This window comes from Rubritalea sp., assembly GCF_051252225.1.
In the GTDB taxonomy this organism is placed as follows: domain Bacteria; phylum Verrucomicrobiota; class Verrucomicrobiia; order Verrucomicrobiales; family Akkermansiaceae; genus Rubritalea.
On sequence record NZ_JBPOGE010000002.1, the window covers coordinates 285,008 to 304,049 of the forward strand.

At 49.0% G+C, this 19,042-nt stretch carries 12 protein-coding genes; 11 read left to right on the forward strand and 1 reads right to left on the reverse strand.

Translation table 11 applies throughout. From position 1 onward, the window contains the following. Nucleotides 1–45: 45 nt before the first annotated feature. The 9 genes from ACSHX2_RS03745 (at nucleotide 46) to leuS (ending at nucleotide 17,137) form a co-directional block, all read left to right on the forward strand. The gene (locus ACSHX2_RS03745) at nucleotides 46–2,019 is read left to right on the forward strand and encodes a bifunctional aldolase/short-chain dehydrogenase (protein WP_435690706.1); all 1,974 of its coding nucleotides are present in this window, start codon (nucleotides 46–48) and stop codon (nucleotides 2,017–2,019) included. Between the two features lie 19 nt (nucleotides 2,020–2,038). Next, nucleotides 2,039–3,805 carry a dihydroxyacetone kinase subunit DhaL gene (dhaL, locus tag ACSHX2_RS03750; RefSeq protein ID WP_435690708.1) on the forward strand — a complete coding sequence of 589 codons (1,767 nt, stop codon included), beginning with the start codon at nucleotides 2,039–2,041 and terminating at the stop codon, nucleotides 3,803–3,805. Between the two features lie 99 nt (nucleotides 3,806–3,904). Next, nucleotides 3,905–4,783 (forward strand): 3-hydroxy-5-phosphonooxypentane-2,4-dione thiolase, encoded by an 879-nt coding sequence (gene lsrF, locus ACSHX2_RS03755; protein WP_435690710.1) that lies wholly within the window; start codon nucleotides 3,905–3,907, stop codon nucleotides 4,781–4,783. A gap of 164 nt (nucleotides 4,784–4,947) precedes the next feature. Then, nucleotides 4,948–5,940 (forward strand): ThuA domain-containing protein, encoded by a 993-nt coding sequence (locus tag ACSHX2_RS03760; protein ID WP_435690712.1) that lies wholly within the window; start codon nucleotides 4,948–4,950, stop codon nucleotides 5,938–5,940. Between the two features lie 22 nt (nucleotides 5,941–5,962). After that, nucleotides 5,963–9,163: a PVC-type heme-binding CxxCH protein gene (locus ACSHX2_RS03765; protein WP_435690714.1), complete on the forward strand. Its 3,201-nt coding sequence runs from the start codon at nucleotides 5,963–5,965 to the stop codon at nucleotides 9,161–9,163. 141 nt (nucleotides 9,164–9,304) lie between these two features. Then, nucleotides 9,305–10,657, forward strand: coding sequence for an argininosuccinate lyase (argH, locus tag ACSHX2_RS03770; protein ID WP_435690716.1), 1,353 nt, complete (start codon nucleotides 9,305–9,307; stop codon nucleotides 10,655–10,657). A gap of 99 nt (nucleotides 10,658–10,756) precedes the next feature. Further along, nucleotides 10,757–11,842 (forward strand): magnesium/cobalt transporter CorA, encoded by a 1,086-nt coding sequence (gene corA, locus ACSHX2_RS03775; RefSeq protein ID WP_435690718.1) that lies wholly within the window; start codon nucleotides 10,757–10,759, stop codon nucleotides 11,840–11,842. A gap of 29 nt (nucleotides 11,843–11,871) precedes the next feature. Then, complete coding sequence (locus ACSHX2_RS03780; RefSeq protein WP_435690720.1) at nucleotides 11,872–14,463, forward strand: mechanosensitive ion channel domain-containing protein; 2,592 nt, start codon at nucleotides 11,872–11,874, stop codon at nucleotides 14,461–14,463. A 148-nt stretch (nucleotides 14,464–14,611) separates the two neighbouring features. Beyond that, nucleotides 14,612–17,137: a leucine--tRNA ligase gene (gene leuS, locus ACSHX2_RS03785; protein WP_435690722.1), complete on the forward strand. Its 2,526-nt coding sequence runs from the start codon at nucleotides 14,612–14,614 to the stop codon at nucleotides 17,135–17,137. 93 nt (nucleotides 17,138–17,230) lie between these two features. Here the strand turns inward: leuS and ruvA are convergent, their stop codons facing one another. Then, nucleotides 17,231–17,827: a Holliday junction branch migration protein RuvA gene (ruvA, locus tag ACSHX2_RS03790; RefSeq protein ID WP_435690724.1), complete on the reverse strand. Its 597-nt coding sequence runs from the start codon at nucleotides 17,825–17,827 to the stop codon at nucleotides 17,231–17,233. A gap of 268 nt (nucleotides 17,828–18,095) precedes the next feature. Between ruvA and ACSHX2_RS03795 the strand changes: the two genes are divergently transcribed. Beyond that, entirely contained in the window at nucleotides 18,096–18,392 is a 297-nt protein-coding gene (locus ACSHX2_RS03795) for a hypothetical protein (protein ID WP_435690726.1), read from the forward strand. 141 nt (nucleotides 18,393–18,533) lie between these two features. Continuing rightward, complete coding sequence (locus ACSHX2_RS03800; RefSeq protein ID WP_435690728.1) at nucleotides 18,534–18,905, forward strand: NADH-quinone oxidoreductase subunit A; 372 nt, start codon at nucleotides 18,534–18,536, stop codon at nucleotides 18,903–18,905. Nucleotides 18,906–19,042 lie beyond the last annotated feature (137 nt).

Sequence of the window (19,042 nt, forward strand, 5' to 3'; positions counted from 1 at the left end):
ATTCTCCCCACACAATTTCCCAACAATTATAATCACACACTTCATATGAAGAATCTTTACAACGTCAAAGACGCCCCGAAAAAAGACGATCTCGCATTACGCGTCTACACCTCTCGCCTTCTTGGCCAGGAACCAGACCTCGTCCTACACGGCGGAGGCAACACATCAGTGAAGACCACAGTCAAAGACTTCTTTGGCAACTTCGTTGAAGTACTTTGTGTCAAAGGTTCTGGTTGGGATCTAGCAACTATCGAGAAGCCTGGCTTCCCAGCTGTACGCATGGAAACACTTCTCAAGCTCGCTGAACTCGACACACTTTCTGATGCAGACATGGTGGAACAGCAGCGCCTCGGTCTCCTCGACCCAGCAGCTCCAAACCCATCTATCGAAGCTATCGTTCACGCTGTGATCCCGGCTAAATTCGTAGATCACACACACGCGGACGCCATCCTCGCTCTTACTAACAACCCAGCTGGCAAGAAACACATCAAGGAATGCTTCGGTGACTCCATGATCGTAGTCCCTTACGTAATGCCAGGTTTCGTACTCGCTAAAGCAGTACAAAAAGCGATCGAAGGCCAAGATCTTTCTAAAGTCGACGGCCTCATCCTCATGAATCACGGCATCTTCACTTTCGACGATGATGCGAAGAAGTCCTACGACCTCATGATCAAAAAGGTGACACTCGCAGAAAAATATATCGCGACTAACCTCAAGCCGAACCCAATCAAAAAGGCGAAGGTCACAACGAATCTCATTGGCCTTGCCACACTCCGCCAAGCAGTTTCCAAACAGCGCGGCACAGCATGCATCGCCCGCCTCTCCACATCCAAAGCTGCTGGCGCATTCGCAGCTGCTGACAAACTTGCTGCAATCTGCAAGAAAGGGCCAGTTACACCAGATCACACTATCCGCACAAAGCGCCTTCCACTCTACCTCGCAGATGGCGGTGACGCAGCGAAGACTGTCGAAAAATACGCTAAAGACTACACCGCGTATTTCGACAAGCACGCTACAAGCGAAACTATTCTCGACACAGCTCCACGTTGGGCAGCTTGGGCAAACCACGGTGTAGTTTCATTCGGCGCCACTCTCAAGGAAGCTAACATCATCGCTGACATTGCAGAGCACTCCGTTGACACCATTCTTAAAACCGAGCACGCATTCGGTGCTTGGAAAGCACTCCCTGCTAAAGACCTCTTCGAAATCGAATACTGGGAACTCGAGCAAGCTAAACTCAACAAAGGCGGATCAGCAAAACCAGTTCACCAGGGCAAGATCGCTCTCGTGACAGGCGCTGCAGCAGGCATCGGCTTTGCATGTGCTGAGCAACTCGCACTCCAAGGCGCAACAGTTATCGGCGCTGACCTTAACCCTGAAATCATCGAAGCAATGGCTAAAATCGGTGGTCTCGGCATCGTTGCGAACCTCACTGATGATGCAGCAATCACAAACGTCGTAGAAACAATCGTTTCTACATACGGTGGTCTCGACATCCTCGTCTCCAACGCAGGCATCTTCACAGCGGGCGCTTACCTCGAAAACCTCGAGCAGTCCAACTGGGACAAATCCTTCGCAGTGAACCTAACTTCGCATCAGAAGCTTCTCCGCGAAACGATTCCATTCCTCAAGCTCGGTCTTGACGGAGCCATCGTTCTCGTTGGTTCACGTAACGTTAATGCTCCTGGTGCAGGTGCAGCATCCTACTCCTGTGCTAAAGCTGGCCTCAACCAGCTTTGCCGCGTGGCAGCTCTCGAGCTCGCGCCACAAGGTGTGCGTTGTAACATCATCCACCCAGATGCCGTATTCGACACCAAACTCTGGACTCCAGAAAACCTTCAGCGTTCCGCTGAGCGTTACGGACTCACTGTAGAGCAATACAAGACACGTAATCTCCTCAAAACTGAAATCAAGTCAGCCAATATCGGCCAAATGGTATCAGCTATGGCCTCTCCTCTCTTCGGCAAGACCACTGGTGCTCAAGTCCCAGTCGACGGCGGAAACGACCGCATCATCTAATCAATCACCTTTTACTATTATGTCAAATTTCGTACCCAAACTCCTAAACGACCCGCTCAACGCGGCCGATGAACTCCTCGAAGGTCTCGTCGAAGCCTACAACGGCCAGTGCTATAAAGTAGGCTCTCGCTCCATCGTTAAAAACGACATCCCAGACGGCAAGGTTGCCCTTCTCGTTGGTGGAGGTGCAGGTCACGAGCCTATTTACCACGCAATGGTCGGCACCAATATGGCTGACGGCGCTGCTTGTGGTGACATCTTCGCTGCACCTGCTCCAAACATCGTTCAAGAAGCCACATCCGCTATCGATCGCGGCAACGGCGTTCTCTACCTCTATGGCAACTATGCTGGTGACGTGATGAACTTCGACGTAGGCGCTGAAATGGCTGAAGCTGAAGGAGCTGAAGTCAAAACAGTGCTCATCGCAGACGACATTGCTTCCGCGCCACCTGAGCGCAAGAAGGACCGCCGCGGTATCGCAGGTCTCGTGCCTATCGTTAAAATCGCTGGCGCAGCATCACAAACAGCGGAGACTCTTGAAGACCTCGCTGCTGTCACAGAGAAAGCATGCCTTCAGACACGCTCCATCGGCGCAGCTATGGCTCCTGGATCCATCCCTGCTACAGGCAAGGCAACATTCGAACTCGAACCAGGAATGGTAGGACTCGGAATGGGCATCCACGGTGAAGCAGGTGTGGGTGAAATCCCACTCCCACCAGCAGATGAGCTTACAGTCACAATGCTCGACCTCATCCTCGAAGATTATGAAAAAGATGCTGACGTAGAAGCGCTCAAGTCTGGCGACGAAATTGTTCTGTTCATCAACTCTCTCGGAGCTACCACAATGATGGAATGCCTCGTTTGCATGCGTAAAGCTGCTGAGTACCTCGAAGATAAAGGCATCGAAATCTTTGACGTAGTCATGGGTCCTTACGTTACTTGCCAGGAAATGGCTGGTATCTCCTTCTCAGTCACTCGCGTAGACGAAGAACTTAAGCAACTCTGGTCCATGCCATGTGAATCCTTCTGTTACTCCAAGATGGAAGGTCCGATCAAAGGCGGTACTGCTACAGTAACGAAAACTGGCAATGCCAACACAGGCGTAGCTAAGAAAGCAAAAGCGATCGCTCAGAAAGCACTAAACCTTTCCAAGTCTACTGAAGGTCTCACTCTTGAGCAAACTCAAGAAATGGCACTCAAAGTTGCTGAGAACATCATCGCTGCAGAACCAATCCTTTCTCAGGCTGACCGTGACCTCGGTGACGGCGATCACGGCCTCGGCATGCAGCGCGGTTTCACAGCTCTCACTAAGCAAGTTGACGGCACTAAGTTCGACAACCTCCGTGAGCTCTACCAAACTGCAGGCACAGCACTACTCTCCACCATGGGTGGAGCATCTGGTGTTGTCTTCGGTTCACTCTACCTCGCTGGTGGCAAGACCATGCACGGCGCTAAATTCTTCGGTTCTCACGAGCTTGCTCACCTTCTAGAGCAAGCACTCAAGGACGTGATGAGCCGCGGTGGAGCTAAGCCAGGCGATAAGACTATGATCGATGCCCTTCACCCAGCGGTAGAAGCTGCTAAAGCAAACATCGACAAGCCAATCTCCGAGTCTATCAAGGCTGTTGCAGAAGCTGCAGAAGCTGGTAAAGAAGCATCTAAAGACATGATCGCCACTATGGGCCGCGCTAAAACGCTCGGAGCTAAGACCATCGGCCTCCCAGACGCAGGTGCGATTTCCGTAACCATCATCCTCCAGACAATGGCGGATTACATCAATGGCTAAAACAATTTCGGCTCCCGTGAGCCGCTAACAGAAAACTAGCCTCGAGCAATCGCTACGAGCTACTCTTCATTCTAACTAATAACTAACTAAACTAACACTATGGCAGATACAGACGATATCAGAGAAGGCGCAAGCTTCGGTCTCAACAAACCAGCCTCCACAGAAGGCTTCTACCTCAAAGGCATCAACAACTCCGATTGGGGCCTTAAAAACCGCATGTCCCGCATCTTCAATCAGAAGTCCGGCAACTCAGTAATGCTCGCATTTGACCACGGTTTCCTCATGGGTCCTACATCAGGTCTTGAGCGTGTTGACCTCAACATCGCACCAATCGTAGAGTACGCTGATTGTATCATGGGTACACGTGGCATGATCCGTTCATCCATTCCTACAGGTTGTACAAAGCCAGTATGTCTTCGTACTGACACAGGTACTACTATCCTCACTGAAATGAACCACAACGTTCTTATCGCTGAAGAAGAAGCTATCCGCATGAACGCTTCAGCAATGGCAGCAATGCTTTCTGTTGGTGAAGACGAAACTGAGCACAAAACAATCGCTAACTTCTCACGCCTCGTAGACATCGGTTCTAAGTACGGCATCCCAGTAATGGGTGTTACTGCTGTTGGTAAGAAGATGGCTCGTGACGCGCGTTACTTCTCCATGGCTGCACGTGTATGTGCTGAAAACGGTGCATCCATCGTTAAGACTTACTACACAGAAGGTTTCGAAAAAGTAGTAGCTTGTACTCCAGTACCAGTTGTTATCGCAGGTGGTAAGAAGCTTCCTGAACTCGAAGCTCTCGAGCTTTGCTACAACGCTATCCAGTGTGGTGCAGCAGGTGTTGACATGGGCCGCAACGTGTTCCAATCCGAAGCTCCAGCTGCTATGATGGCTGCTGTTGCTGGTGTTGTTCATGATGGCCTCAAGCCAGCTGAAGGTCTCGACCTCTTCGAGACTAAGAAGAACGAAGCATAAGCTTTTCTATTTTAAATCCTCTGGCGGTTCGCCGTCAGAGGATTTTTCCTTTCATAAAAACCTCTCCCCCCACTACTATTTTTTCTTTTTTCAGATAATTTGATAAAAACGGAGAAATCTGTAGTACAAATTATCCATAGCTACTGGCTACCCAACACGACTCCATGAAAGCTCCATTTACCCAAGCTCTTACACTTTCTCTCACGGCTGTGACATTATATGCTGCCGAAGATCACCTCGTTTTCGAACCCAAAGGTTCAGCGAACGGGAAACATGTTGTCCTACTCTCCGGCGATGAGGAATATCGTTCAGAAGAGTCTATGCCAATGATGGCTCAAATCCTCGCGAACAATGGCTTTAAGACCACCGTCCTCTTTTCACTCAATGAAGACGGAACCGTAAATCCTGAAAAAGGAGATAGCCTCAGCAACTCCGCAGCGCTTGATGACGCAGACGCCATCGTGATGTGCATCCGCTTCCGTCACTGGAACGATGAATCCATGCAACGCTTTGAAAACGCCCTCAACAGAGGCGTCCCAATGGTAGCACTCCGCACATCAACTCACGCGTTCAACTTTGAAGACAAAAGCAGTAAGTGGGCAAAATTTTCTTTCGATGCAGAAGCTAAGTCTGGTTGGGAAGGCGGCTTCGGTCGCAATGTCCTCGGCGAAACTTGGGTAAATCACCACGGCGAACATAAAGTAGAAGGCACTCGTTCCATGATTGCAAAAGACCAAGAGAAGAATCCTGTGCTTAATGGTGTTGGAACGATTTTTGCTACCACTGATGTCTATGGCGCAGCTCCTGCAGCACCATCCACCATTCTCCTCTACGGACAAGTTACCGAAACTCTTGATCCTAAATCTCCAGCTTTAAAAGGCGCAAAGAATGACCCTATGATTCCAATCGCTTGGACACGCGAATTTGACAACACTGGAGAGAAGAACAATCGTATCCTCACCACCACCATGGGCGCAGCTACTGACCTTAGCGAGGAAAGCCTCCGCCGACTCGTTGTAAACGGAGTCTACTGGGGTCTCGAAATGGAAGTCCCAGAAAAAGCTGACGTCTCAATCAAAGGAGAATACAATCCTAGCGCTTACTCATTCAAAAAACACAAAAAAGGTCTCAAGCCAGCTGACTTCATCGTGAAGTAAGCAATCATTCACTCAATTTATTATGAAACATCTATCCTATCTCGCATTGAGCTCTGTCATCGCAGTCAGCTCAATCGCCACACTCTACGCGGACACCTCCGCGGCACAGAGCACGGCAGCTGTGTCACAGACTTCTGGCGACACTCTTAAAATTGCACCAAATAGCCACATCACTATCATTGGTGGTGGCTTAGCTTCACGCATGGTCAAGTTTAACGAATTTGAAACAGCACTTCAAGTACGCTACCCTGACCTAAACCTCACGATCCGCAACATGGGTGATGAGGGTAACACTCCTGGATTTCGCCCACACCCTGGACGTAGTTTTGAAGATCAATACGCATTCCCTGGCGCCAAGGAACTCGTTCGTGAAGACCTTCAAGCAAATGGTAAGCCTGGCGGTCATTTTGAAACTCCAGACCAGTGGTTAACTAATCTCAAGACAGATGTAGTCATTGCTTGCTTCGGCTACTCATCCTCATTCGATGGACCTGCTGAACTAGATCGCTTTAAGAAAGAGCTCGATGCCTTCCTTAAGCACACCAAAGCACAAAAATACAATGGTAAGTCTGCTCCACAAATCGCTCTCGTATCACCGATCGCATTCGAAGACCAATCTGCTGACTTCGACGTTCCTAACGGCGTAAACGAGAACAAGAACCTAGCTCTTTATACAGCAGCAATGGGCGAAGTAGCCAAGGCAAACGGAGTTCTCTTTGTCGACGCATTTGATGCTTCTGAGAAGTGGTACACATCTGAAAAAGAATACGTCACCCAAGATGGATTCCAACTAACATCTAATGGCTACAAGACGCTTTCTACATTCCTAGCAAATAGTATATTCGGCGAAGCTCCTGATAAAGCAGCATCTAAGCGCGATGCGATCCACGCGGCAGTGACAGAAAAAAACTGGCTATGGCACAACTACTTCAAGATCCCTAATGGCGTGCACGTCTACGGTCGCCGCTACAAGCCATACGGTCCAGGAAACTATCCTGACGAACTCAAGAAAGCTGCGGAAATGACGCAAGTCCGTGACCAAGCGATCTGGGCAACAAACGCAGGTAAGACTTTCGACCTCGCATCAGCTGACGCGAAAACACACAAGCTTCCTGATGTTAAAACTAACTTTAAGCCAAGTCCAAAAAACGGCACCCTCACATACAACAAAGGTGAGGATGCAGTCAACGCACTCAATATGGCTGATGGCTACAAAGTTGAAATGTTCGCTTCTGAAGAAGAGTTCCCAAATCTAGCCAACCCAGTTCAAATCTCCTTTGATAACAAGGGACGCCTCTGGGTTGCATGTATGCAGTCCTACCCACACTGGCGCGTTGGTGATCCAAAACCAAAGGACACACTCGCCATCTATGAAGACACAGATGGTGACGGCAAAGCGGATAAAGAAACAATCTTCACAGACGAACTCCACGTACCAATGGGCTTCGAGTTTGCTCCAGAAGGCGTCTATGTTTCTCAAGCTGACTCCGTTGTACTCCTCAAGGACGAGGACGGCGACGACAAGGCTGACAGCAAGGAATACATCCTTTCAGGCTTTGATGACCACGACACTCACCACGCTATCTCCGCATTCTGCGCAGATCCATCCGGCGCTATCTACATGGGTGAAGGCATCTTCCTTCACTCCAATGTTGAGACAGCACACGGTACCGAGCGTGGCACAAATGGTGGTTTCTGGCGCTATAACCCAACTAAGAAGCACCTCGAACGCTCAGCTCAATACAACATACCGAACCCATGGGGTATTGCCTTTGACGAGTATGGTCAAAACTTCCACCTCTACTCCTCTAGCCCCTCTGTTGGTTGGATGAATAATACTTCTATCAAGCCAAAATACGGTAGAAGCATGAAGCAAGCTGACCTCCTCACCGATAATAAGGTACGTCCTACATCAGGTCTCGAGATGGTGTCTAGTCGCCACTTCCCCGATGATGTACAGGGAGATATCCTCATCAACAACAATATCGGTTACCTTGGCATCAAGCAGCACAAACTCCAGGATGATGGTACAGGCTACAAGGCAGAGCACCGTCAAGACCTCCTCGTATCAGAAGACAGAAACTTCCGTCCAGTTGACCTCGAGTTCGCTCCTGATGGATCACTTTACTTCATCGATTGGTCTAACGTTCTGATTGGCCACATGCAGCACAGTGCACGTGATCCACATCGTGATCACAACCACGGCCGAATCTACCGTATCACCTACCCATCACGTCCTCTAGTGGAGCCAGCTGAAATCGATGGAGCTTCGCTCACAGAACTCCTCGACAACCTCAAGCTGCCTGAATACCGCACTCGTTACCGTACTCGCCGTGAACTCCGTGGCCGTGACGCAGACGAAGTGGTTGCCGCGACTAAGAATTGGGCTCGTGGGCTCGATCCTCAGGATCCTGAATACGATCGCACCCTTCTCGAATCCCTTTGGGTGCTCTGGGGCGCTAACCAAGTTGACGGACAATTGATAGGCACGCTACTCAAGTCCAAAGACTACCGTGTCCGCGCAGGTGCTGCACGTGTAGTTCGCTACAACCTCGACAAACTTAGCAATGGTCAAGAGCTCCTTGAGATCGCCGCAGCTGACGACCACGGTCGTGTACGTCTTGAAGCAATCAATACAGCTAGCTGGATTGGTGGAGAAGACGGTGTGAAGATCCTCGAAATCGCTGGTAAGAAGCCTGTAGATAAGTGGATCAAACAAGCTTACGACTACGCTAAATCTGACCTCACAGGCTCTAAGGTTACTAAAGAAGTCGACCACGAAGAAATTGCTTGGAAAAAGCAAGGCATGAAGAGGAAGCAGATTGCATGGCTCAAGAAAGGCCGTGAAGTCTACCACCGTGAAGCTCACTGTGAGACATGTCACCAAGCTGATGGTAAAGGCCTCCCAGCAGGTGGTTTCCCACCAATCAATGGCACTAAATGGGTGAACGAAGATCCTGAGCGTCTCATTAAGCTCACACTCAAAGGCCTCATGGGGGAAATCGAAGTCAAAGGGAAGAAGTTCAACGGTGCAATGACTCCGTTCGAAGGCCTACTCAAGGACGACGAACTTGCTGCAGTTCTCACCTACGTTCGTAAGAGCTTCGGTAACGACGCTTCAGCAATCACTGTCAACCAAGTGAAGGAAGTACGCGCTAAAGTTAAAGACCAAATTGGCCTCTACGAAGTGGATAAACTCCTCGAAGAGCACCCACATAAGTAAGGTTTAACAACACTCACTTTTCCTAAAGCCACTCACGCCCTGTCGTGAGTGGCTTTTTATTTACCCTCATAGCAGAACTTATTTCCACCACTTCACACTTATCACTTCACACTCATCACTTTGTCTTCTAAGACAACTCCCATGTGGAAAGGACGTTTCTCAAAAGCAACAGCAGACCTCGTTCAACAATACGGAGAATCCATCTCCTATGATTGGCGACTTTATAAACACGATATCGCGGGCTCCATTGCTCACGCACGTGCACAAGTGAAAGCTGGCACTCTCAATCAAGACGAGTTCGAACAAATCGAATCCGGTCTTAAGTCGATTGAAAAAGATATCGATGAGGGTAACTTCGACTTCTCTATTGAGCTCGAAGATATCCATATGAACATCGAGTCGGAACTCACTAAGCGTATCGGCGCCGCTGGTGGAAAGCTTCACACCGCTCGCTCACGTAACGACCAAGTCGCTACCGATACTCGTCTCTATTGCCGCGAAGAAATCGACACCATTACAACTCAGATTAAAGAGCTTCAAACAGCTCTACTGAAGCAAGCCGAACAATATGCAGATGCTGTCATTCCTGGCTACACCCACCTCCAGCGTGGTCAACCCGTCACCGTAGGCCATCACCTACTCGCCTACGTCGAAATGTTTTCCCGCGACATCGACCGTCTCACTGACGCTCGTAAACGCGTCAACGTCAGCCCTCTCGGTTCCGGCGCTCTCGCTGGCTCCACGATAAATCTCGACCGTCAGCAAATTGCAGATGAGTTAGGTTTTGATAGAGTCACCACGAACTCTATGGACGCTATCTCTGATCGAGACTACATCATGGAGCTACTCTTCGACTTCGCACTCGTAGGCACCCACCTTTCTCGCATATCAGAAGACCTCATCCTCTGGTGTTCTGCAGAATTCGGTTTTGCGACACTTTCGGATGCACACACCACAGGCTCTTCACTCATGCCACAGAAGAAGAACCCTGACGTCTGTGAAATCACCCGCGGTAAGACCGGCCGCCTCTACGGTAACCTCATTTCCTTACTCACCGCGGCCAAAGGACTTCCCCTTACCTACAACCGTGACCTACAGGAAGACAAAGAACCGCTCTTCGACTCCATCGACACACTCAAAATCGCTCTTGCGGTGAATGCTGAAATGATCGCTGAGATGACCGTCAACGTTGACGTATGTCTCGCCGCAGCATCTGACCCAATGCTTCTCGCCACTGACCTGGCCGACTACCTCGTCAAGAACGGCGTTCCATTCCGCTCCGCACACGAGCTTGTAGGTCAAGCCGTCGCAATTGCTGTCGAATCAAAAACCCCGCTCGACCAGATCGACCTCACTAAGATCTCCGAACACTACGGAGCAGATGCTAGCGCAGTCTTCTCACTAGAAACAGCTCTCAAAGCCCGCACCAACCCAGGTGCTCCAAGCATTAAAAATGTGAAGGCTGAAGTAGCTCGTTGGAAGAAGACTCTCTAACTTATTCTATCGAGGAACCATTATTTTGCACACTCTGCCCTAGGCCCTGAAATGGCCTAGGGCATTTTTTTGACTTCACTCCTTACTCTGATACTCTTTATGAGTTCTCTTCTAACGAAAGCTCCTATGTCACTCCAAGACCTTATCTCACATAAAGCAGCACATGAAGTCCTATCCGAGGATCAATTGTCTCCAATGGACCGCCACGAGACGGCTGGAACTTGTATCTTTTACAATGAAGCAGGGCTAGATCAAATCGACTTTCATTCCATCAGTGAGCTACCTACACACCCCGCTGAAAAAAACCAATGGATCCATTGGAGAAACCCGAATTACAGCGATGAGACTCTTTCGCTCTTCGAGAAATTCCAGTTCCACGCACTTATCTCAGAAGATATAATCAACCCTGACAGTCGGGTTAAAATCGAAGAATTAGAAGACTCTATCTTTGTGGCCACTAAAATCCCGATCAATACTGCGGATGGTTTAGAAATATCCATGGAACACTTTTGTTTAGTGCTAAAGAAAGACACCTTACTCACATTTAGCGAAGCACCTGACTCACTACTCGCTGACATTCTCAGACGATTGAATTCCCCCAAAAGAAGAATCAGGAAATCGGGCCCTGACTACCTCTTCTGGGCAATACTTGACGCCATTGCCGACTACAATACACTCTTTGTTTCCACACTTGCAGACCACATCGACACCCTAGAAGATGACCTTATTCAGGCTGACAGCGCCCTAACACTTTCCTCCATACACGCTAGTCGGAGACGCATTACTCAGTTCCATCGCCTTACTCAGCCCTGCCGTGACATAGCCTCTCGCCTCACCCGCTCAGACTCAGATCTACTTACAGATTCCAGTTCGCTATTCTTCCGTGATTTATTCGACCACACGGCACAGACTGTAGAAGCCACAGAACACCTTAGAGAACAGGCTAAGAACCTCCACGAACTCTACTACACCACGACTAGTTACCACATGAATCAGGTCATGAAGGTCCTCACTGCAGTCTCCGCCATTTTTCTTCCGCTCACCTTTCTCGCCGGCATCTACGGAATGAATTTCGAGTACATGCCTGAACTAAACCAACCCGCTGGATATCCTACCTTCATGGCTATACTCTTAGCGGTCGCTTTGAGCCTCGCTTTCTTCTTTAAAAGAAAAAACTGGTTCTAGCAGACACAAATCAAGCACCACTTCACCTAATGATTCTCTCTGCCGTTCATCGTCTATTTCCAGCATTCCTCGTCTGCTTGGTGTGCTCATCCACCGTCCTTGCACAAAACAAGCTAGAACCTCCAAACCCCCTGGTCTCAGAACCCATCGACCTCAGCCAAGAAGAGTCCCTTGCGAATTCTGTCAAAGCTGGCACCTCCCGTGCCCAAGCCCAGCTTATAGACACCCTAGCAAAACTAGAGCTGGTCAATAGCTACCGCGACAATGCCGTGAAGCGCATTAACCTTATCGAATCTGCGGGTCTCAGAATCGATGCTAAAACTGGTCAACTACTACGCCAGCAACGAGCGCACCTCCCCACAGCTTTCTTACTCAAACGCCAGCTCAACCAGGTCAATGTCGACATCACCAATGCTGAAATCACCCTGCTAGATCTTACTAACACAGATGATTCATCACAAATAGACTCTGCAAAAAAATCCCTCGAAGCCCTCTATAAAGAATATATTATAACACTTGGTGAACTCGCCAATGTTACCCGCCACACACTCGCCGCCACCAATTCTTACGCGAACTACCTAGACGAACGCTTACTCTGGATTACTAGTGCCAAGCGAATTAATGCAGGGGAATTCCAAACCGAACTCAACGCTGTAACCAATCTATTTTCCTCGAAAACTCTGGGTCAGCTATTCAAGGGACTGCGCAATGATATAAGTGAGCATCCCTTAATATGGACAATAGTCATCCTTCCTCTCATCCTGTTTTTTTCCAGCAAAAAGAGAATCAAGTACGCACTCGAAAAGCTCGCAGCCAAAGCCTGCCAACGCAATTGCCTCTCTATCTCTCCCTCACTCATAGCCCTCATCCTCACCCTCCTCCGCTCGCAGACACTCCCCCTATTTCTAGTATTCATCGCTTGGCGTAGTTCCGCGCCTATCAGCTGGAGTGTAGGTTTCTTAGCTGCAGCTCAGAGCATCTCGTTACTCTCCTTCCTCCATGCTCTCTCATCGCAACACGGACTCTTGGATGCCCACTTTGAAACAGCTAAAGCAAAAACCAAGTTACTCTATTTTCATACCACTTGGGCTCTCTTCAGCATCCCGGTTTTCCTGTTTTTAGCGTACGCTCTCCCTGCCGCGGGTACGATTCCAGCCGGCCGCATCAGCTTCATCATTGCCATGCTCTTGTGCACCTATTTTGCACACAGCTTACTTAACCCCAAAAAACGACTCTTAGCTAGAGAGCAAACGCCAAATTGGTTACTCAAACTTCTTTATTTCTTGGGTGTCATAACACCTGTTATATTCATAGTCGGTTACGCCCTAGGTTATCTCGCATCAGTCCAGACTCTACTCGACCATACTGTCTCCAGTATCATCGTAGTTAGCCTGACCTACCTCTTCGCCCGCCTTTGTTCACGCTGGATTCTAATCTCTCGTAGGCTCTACGCAAAACACCATGCGCGTAAAAAATATGAAGCCCTCAAAGCGGAGAAATCAAATGACAGCACGAATGAGGTGCCTTCTCTCGAAGAAATTGAAGCAAATGAAGTCAATATCCAAGCTGTAGAAATACAAACTAGGCACATCATCCGCTTCCTCACGGTCATCACAATAATGTTCGCCCTATGGAACATCTGGTCACCCGTTCTTCCAGCGCTTACAGCGCTAGATAATGTCTCTATCGTAAATGCCAGCCATCATTCTACTGACAGCGCTAGCTCTGAAACTCCGAGTGCGTCACAGGACTCTAATCCTGTGAACACCATCACCAATACCGTCACACCTTCCGACGACTCATCCTTCTTTTCCTCCGGCCTTAGTGTAGGGGACGTGATCGCCGCCATCCTCATTATTGTATTCACCATCGTTGCTGCTCGGAACCTACCAGGATTACTTGAGCTCAGTATTCTGCGGAAATTAAATCTTAGACCTGGTGGGAACTACGCCATCACCACTATTTCACGTTACATAGTCATCGCTACCGGCCTGCTAGCTGCCTTTTCCAGCGTCGGCGTTACCTGGGGAAGCGTCAAATGGCTCGCCGCCGCAGTGACTCTAGGTATTGGTTTCGGACTCCAAGAAATCTTTGCCAACTTTGTAGCCGGCCTCATCATTCTTTTTGAGCGCCCGGTGCGCTTAGGAGACATCGTCACCATTGGTGACGTTTCTGGAAGAGTTACCCAAATAAAAATTCGGGCCACCACGATCAAGCAATTTAACAACCGCGAGCTGCTAGTCCCGAACAAGGAATTCATTACTGGCCAGCTCATTAACTGGTCGCTTTGCGATAACATTCTACGCTTTGAAGTCTCTGTCGGAATAGCTTATGGATCAGACACAAAGAAAGCTACAGAGATACTTGAAGACCTCGTTTCAAAACACCCACATGTACTCGAAGACCCTGCTCCAGATATACTCTTCCAAGGCTTTGGAGCAAGCTCACTCGACTTCATGCTTCGAGGATTCGTAAACCACTACGAATTTCTCTTACCTACCCAAAGTGAACTCCATTACCAAATTGATGCCGCATTTAGAGAAGCGAACATTGAAATCGCATTCCCTCAAACTGACATCCACATCAAAAGCCTTCCTGCCAAGGCTTCTGAAAAAGAGTAAAGCTTGCTAGATTTCATATACCAATTCAGCGGGGAGTTTTTCTTTACCATCTCCCCACATCCGCTACACAGCTCTACATCAAATCCATAGGAATGTTGCGCCCTACCGTGGCACCCCTAAATTTTCGCTACTTTCTACTAAATAAAAGATGAAACCATTCCCATTCGACGTCTTCGAACCTAAATGGCAGTCCATTTGGGACGAGAACAAAACTTTCCGCACTCCTAATCCAGGTGATGCAGATTTCGATGCTACCAAGCCAAAATACTTCGTACTCGACATGTTCCCTTACCCATCTGGAGCTGGCCTTCACGTTGGTCACCCAGAGGGCTACACAGCCACCGACATCATCGGCCGTTACAAGCGTATGAATGGTCACAACGTGCTCCACCCAATGGGTTGGGATGCATTTGGCCTCCCAGCTGAACAGTATGCAATTAAGACAGGTCAGCACCCGCGCATCACCACCGAGCAAAACGTCAACAATTTCCGTAAGCAGCTCAAGTCCCTCGGCTTTGGCTACGACTGGGATCGTGAAATCAACACCACAGATCCAAGCTACGTCAAGTGGACCCAGTGGCTCTTCATCCAGCTTTATAATTCCTACTTCTGCGAAGAAGAAAAGAAAGCAAAGCCCATCTCCGAGCTCGAAGCAAAGGGTCTCTCACGTGAAAAAATCGACGATCAACGTCTAGCCTTCATCTCGGAAGCTCCAGTCAACTGGTCTCCAGACCTCGGCACTGTGCTCGCTAACGAAGAAGTCGACGAGTGGAAGTCAAAAGGCCACACAGTAGAGCGCCGAAATCTTAAGCAGTGGATGCTCCGCATCACGAAATACTCACAGCGTCTCATCGACGAACTTGAGCCGCTCGATTGGCCAGATTCTATCAAGGCTCTCCAAACCAACTGGATTGGCAAGTCCACCGGAGCCGAAGTCAAATTCGACATCGACGGTAATGAAGTCGTCGTTTTCACCACTCGCCCAGACACTCTCTTTGGTGCCACCTACATGGTGCTCGCGCCTGAGCACGCACTAGTCTCCAGCATCACATCTGCCGAGCAAAAAGAAGCCGTCGAAACCTACATCACATCCTGCGCAAATAAATCTGACCTAGAGCGCGGTGACCTTAACAAAAACAAGTCCGGCATCTTCACTGGCGCCTACGCGACCAATCCAGTCAACGGCGAGAAGATCCCCGTCTGGATCGCGGACTACGTGATGATGAGCTACGGCACTGGAGCGATCATGGCTGTACCTGCACATGACGAGAGAGATTTCGAATTTGCTAATAAATTTGAGCTCCCAGTCATCCAAGTAGTTGCTCCAAACGACGCGAAAACTGAATGGCAGGGTTACACTGGAAACGGTAAATCAATCAACTCAGGTTTCCTCGACGGCATGAAAACCAAAGATGCCAAGAAAGCCATCATCAAGTGGCTTCTCGACAACGACAAAGGCACCTTCAAGACTAACTTCAAGCTTCGCGACTGGCTCTTCTCCCGTCAGCGTTACTGGGGTGAGCCTTTCCCTGTACTTTGGGAAGATGGTCAGCACAGAGTTCTCGACGAGAGCGAGCTTCCACTACTTCAGCCAGAAATGGAAGATTTCAAGCCGACCGGTGACCCGCGCGGCCCATTGGTCAAAGCCACTGACTGGATTCAATACTCCGAGACCGCCGAGCGCGAAACCAACACCATGCCTCAGTGGGCGGGCTCTTGCTGGTACTACCTCCGCTACTGCGACCCTAACAACTCCGAGCGTTTCATTTCGAAAGAAGCTGAAGCGTACTGGGGCGGTGAAGACGCAGCTGTAGATCTATACGTCGGCGGTACCGAGCACGCAGTACTCCACCTACTCTACGCTCGCTTCTGGCACAAGGTTCTCTACGACCTCGGCCACCTTTCCACTAAGGAACCATTCAAGAAACTCGTAAACCAAGGCCTCATCCTCGGTGAAGATGGACAGAAAATGTCCAAGTCCATCGGCAATGTCGTCAATCCAGACGAAGTCGTGGAACTCTACGGCGCTGACTCACTCCGCCTCTACGAAATGTTCATGGGCCCACTCACTCAGGTGAAGCCATGGCAGATGAAAGGTGTTGAAGGCGTTTCCCGCTTCCTCGCAAAAGTCTGGCGCGCAGTCTTCACCCAGAACCAAGCAGGCGACTGGGAACTATCTGATAAAGTGGTCAACGAAGAAGCTACCGACAAAGCTCTACTTAAAGTAGTCCATGAAACCATTAAGAAAGTTGGTGAAGACATCGAATCCATGTGCTTCAACACAGCGATCTCACAAATGATGATCTGCACCAATGCCTTCACCAAGGCTGAGAAGATCCCATTGAGCTTGCTCTCAGATTTCCTCAAAGTGCTCAACCCATTTGCTCCGCACATCACTGAAGAAATTAACCAGCAGCTCGGCAGTAACGCATTACTCTCCGAACAAACTTGGCCGACTTATGTCGAGGAATACCTCATCGAAAGTGAAGTCCAAATCGTCGTTCAGGTAAACGGTAAGGTTCGCGCGAAACTCGTGGTTGCTAAAGACGCTTCAAAAGAAGAAGTCGAAGCCATCGCCCTCGCTGACGAAAAGGTACAATCCTTTATCGACGGCAACACCATCCGCAAGGTCATCGTTGTCCCAGGTCGCCTCGTCAACATCGTGGCGAACTAACTAGCTCATACGACAACAGAACACTCACTAAGCCGCAGCCTAACAAGCTGCGGCTTTTCTGTGTACCTATATCACCTTCGCTCCTCGATCAGATCAAGAATTTAGCAATCTAAGCGCTCCGCGGAGTAAATCCTCAGCACTCACACTTGGATCTGTGGCAAACACCGCTTTGACAGCTTTTCCTGCTTCAGTCTGCTTATACCCGAGACCAATGAGCGCTAGCTCAGCGTCATTCGCTGCACTCGGGACAATAGCTTCACTCGCAGTCTTCCACCCATCAGCCACACCCACTTTGTCTTTCAGCTCGAGGACAATGCGTTCCGCTGTCTTTTTCCCCAGCCCTTTGATTTTAGACAATGTCGCCACATCATTTTCCACCACAGCTGACTTAAAATTCTCGACCGGCATACCGCTCAGAACAGCCATCGCAATCGTAGGGCCGATCCCACTCACTCGGTCAATCAAAAGCAAAAACATATCTCGCTCCGAGTCACTAGAAAATCCGTAAAGAGTGTGAGCCGTCTCGCGTATATGCAGATGCGTGCGCAAATCTATACCATCTCCCTCCACCGGATTCAACTTGTCATAGGTCGAAAGAGGTACGTGTACCAAATAGCCCACACCGTTCACATCCACTACTAAACGGTTAGGCAGCGCCTCTAACACAGTTCCTCTCAGTCTCGCTATCATGTCCAGAGCTATAGCTCTCAGAACACAAGATTTCCAGTGATATCCACTTTACAGATGAAATAGTTAAGAAACATTGATAACTTCCTTCAAAAAAAATGCGCCTACTACTAACTCCCCCTTTTCACTAAAATATAAGCTCACACATAGAATTAATGTCATTTATTCGAAAATTATAGCGCTTTTCGCTTGGCATCATCCCAAGAAATTTATTAATACTTACATTTTACGTTCGCTATTATAGCTAAAACAAGCTATACTCCCACACGTTATGGCAACTACTAAAAGAACTCGCTTCTCTCGTCGCGTCCCAGATCACGTGACTGATGAGATCGTTCATGTACTCGGAGCTGATGAACGCTTCTTTGGTTTCAATGACCTTTTCGAGAATGTTTTTGACCGTCTCAAAGAGCGCAATGCAGTTAGCGGTGGAGAAGAAATGCTTCGCTTGCGTGCTTATGAGAAACTTCAGAACCTCGTCACTCGTGGTATGGTAGAAAAGCAAGGCAAAGAATACAAAGGCCTCGCTCGACTTCCTGAAGCACACAGCTCATTCGAAGCGGAATAAGCAACTCTGCAACAACAGAAATCATTTAACACTTACCCATGCTGTGAATTCAGCATGGGTTTTTTCTTATTTAAAAAAGGTGCTTGCCGAGTAACTCACTGGCACCATAAAACTTAATACGTAAATCCCAACTCGTATTTTATGCTCGAAAGCTATTACCCAATCATCCTCCAAGCCATAACCGCCATTGGCTTTGCAGCTATCGCCTTGGGGCTCAGCGTATTACTAGGTAAGAAAGGCCGTTCTGGCGGAGACAAGGACACAGTTTACGAGTGCGGCATGCTTCCCATCAGCACCAGCAGCCCACGTTTCAGCGTAAAATTCTACATGGTTGCGATGCTCTTTGTCCTCTTTGATATCGAGGTTGTATTCATGTACCCTTGGGCAGTTCAATTCTCCGAACTCATCGCCCAAAGCTCAGCAGCCCTATATAGCATGCTCGGCTTCGTCGGCGTTCTCGCGATTGCTTACATCTACGCTCTTAAAAAAGGAGCTCTCAGCTGGAATGATTAATTCCTAGGCAAATTCCAATGCCATCTAGCCGATTACCTTGGCCCAGCTACTAAGCACCTGGAACCACATTCCCTAGGAGAACAAAACTACGTTCATCCTCCACCGATCTATCTTTTTGGCTATTAGAAATCTGTGAA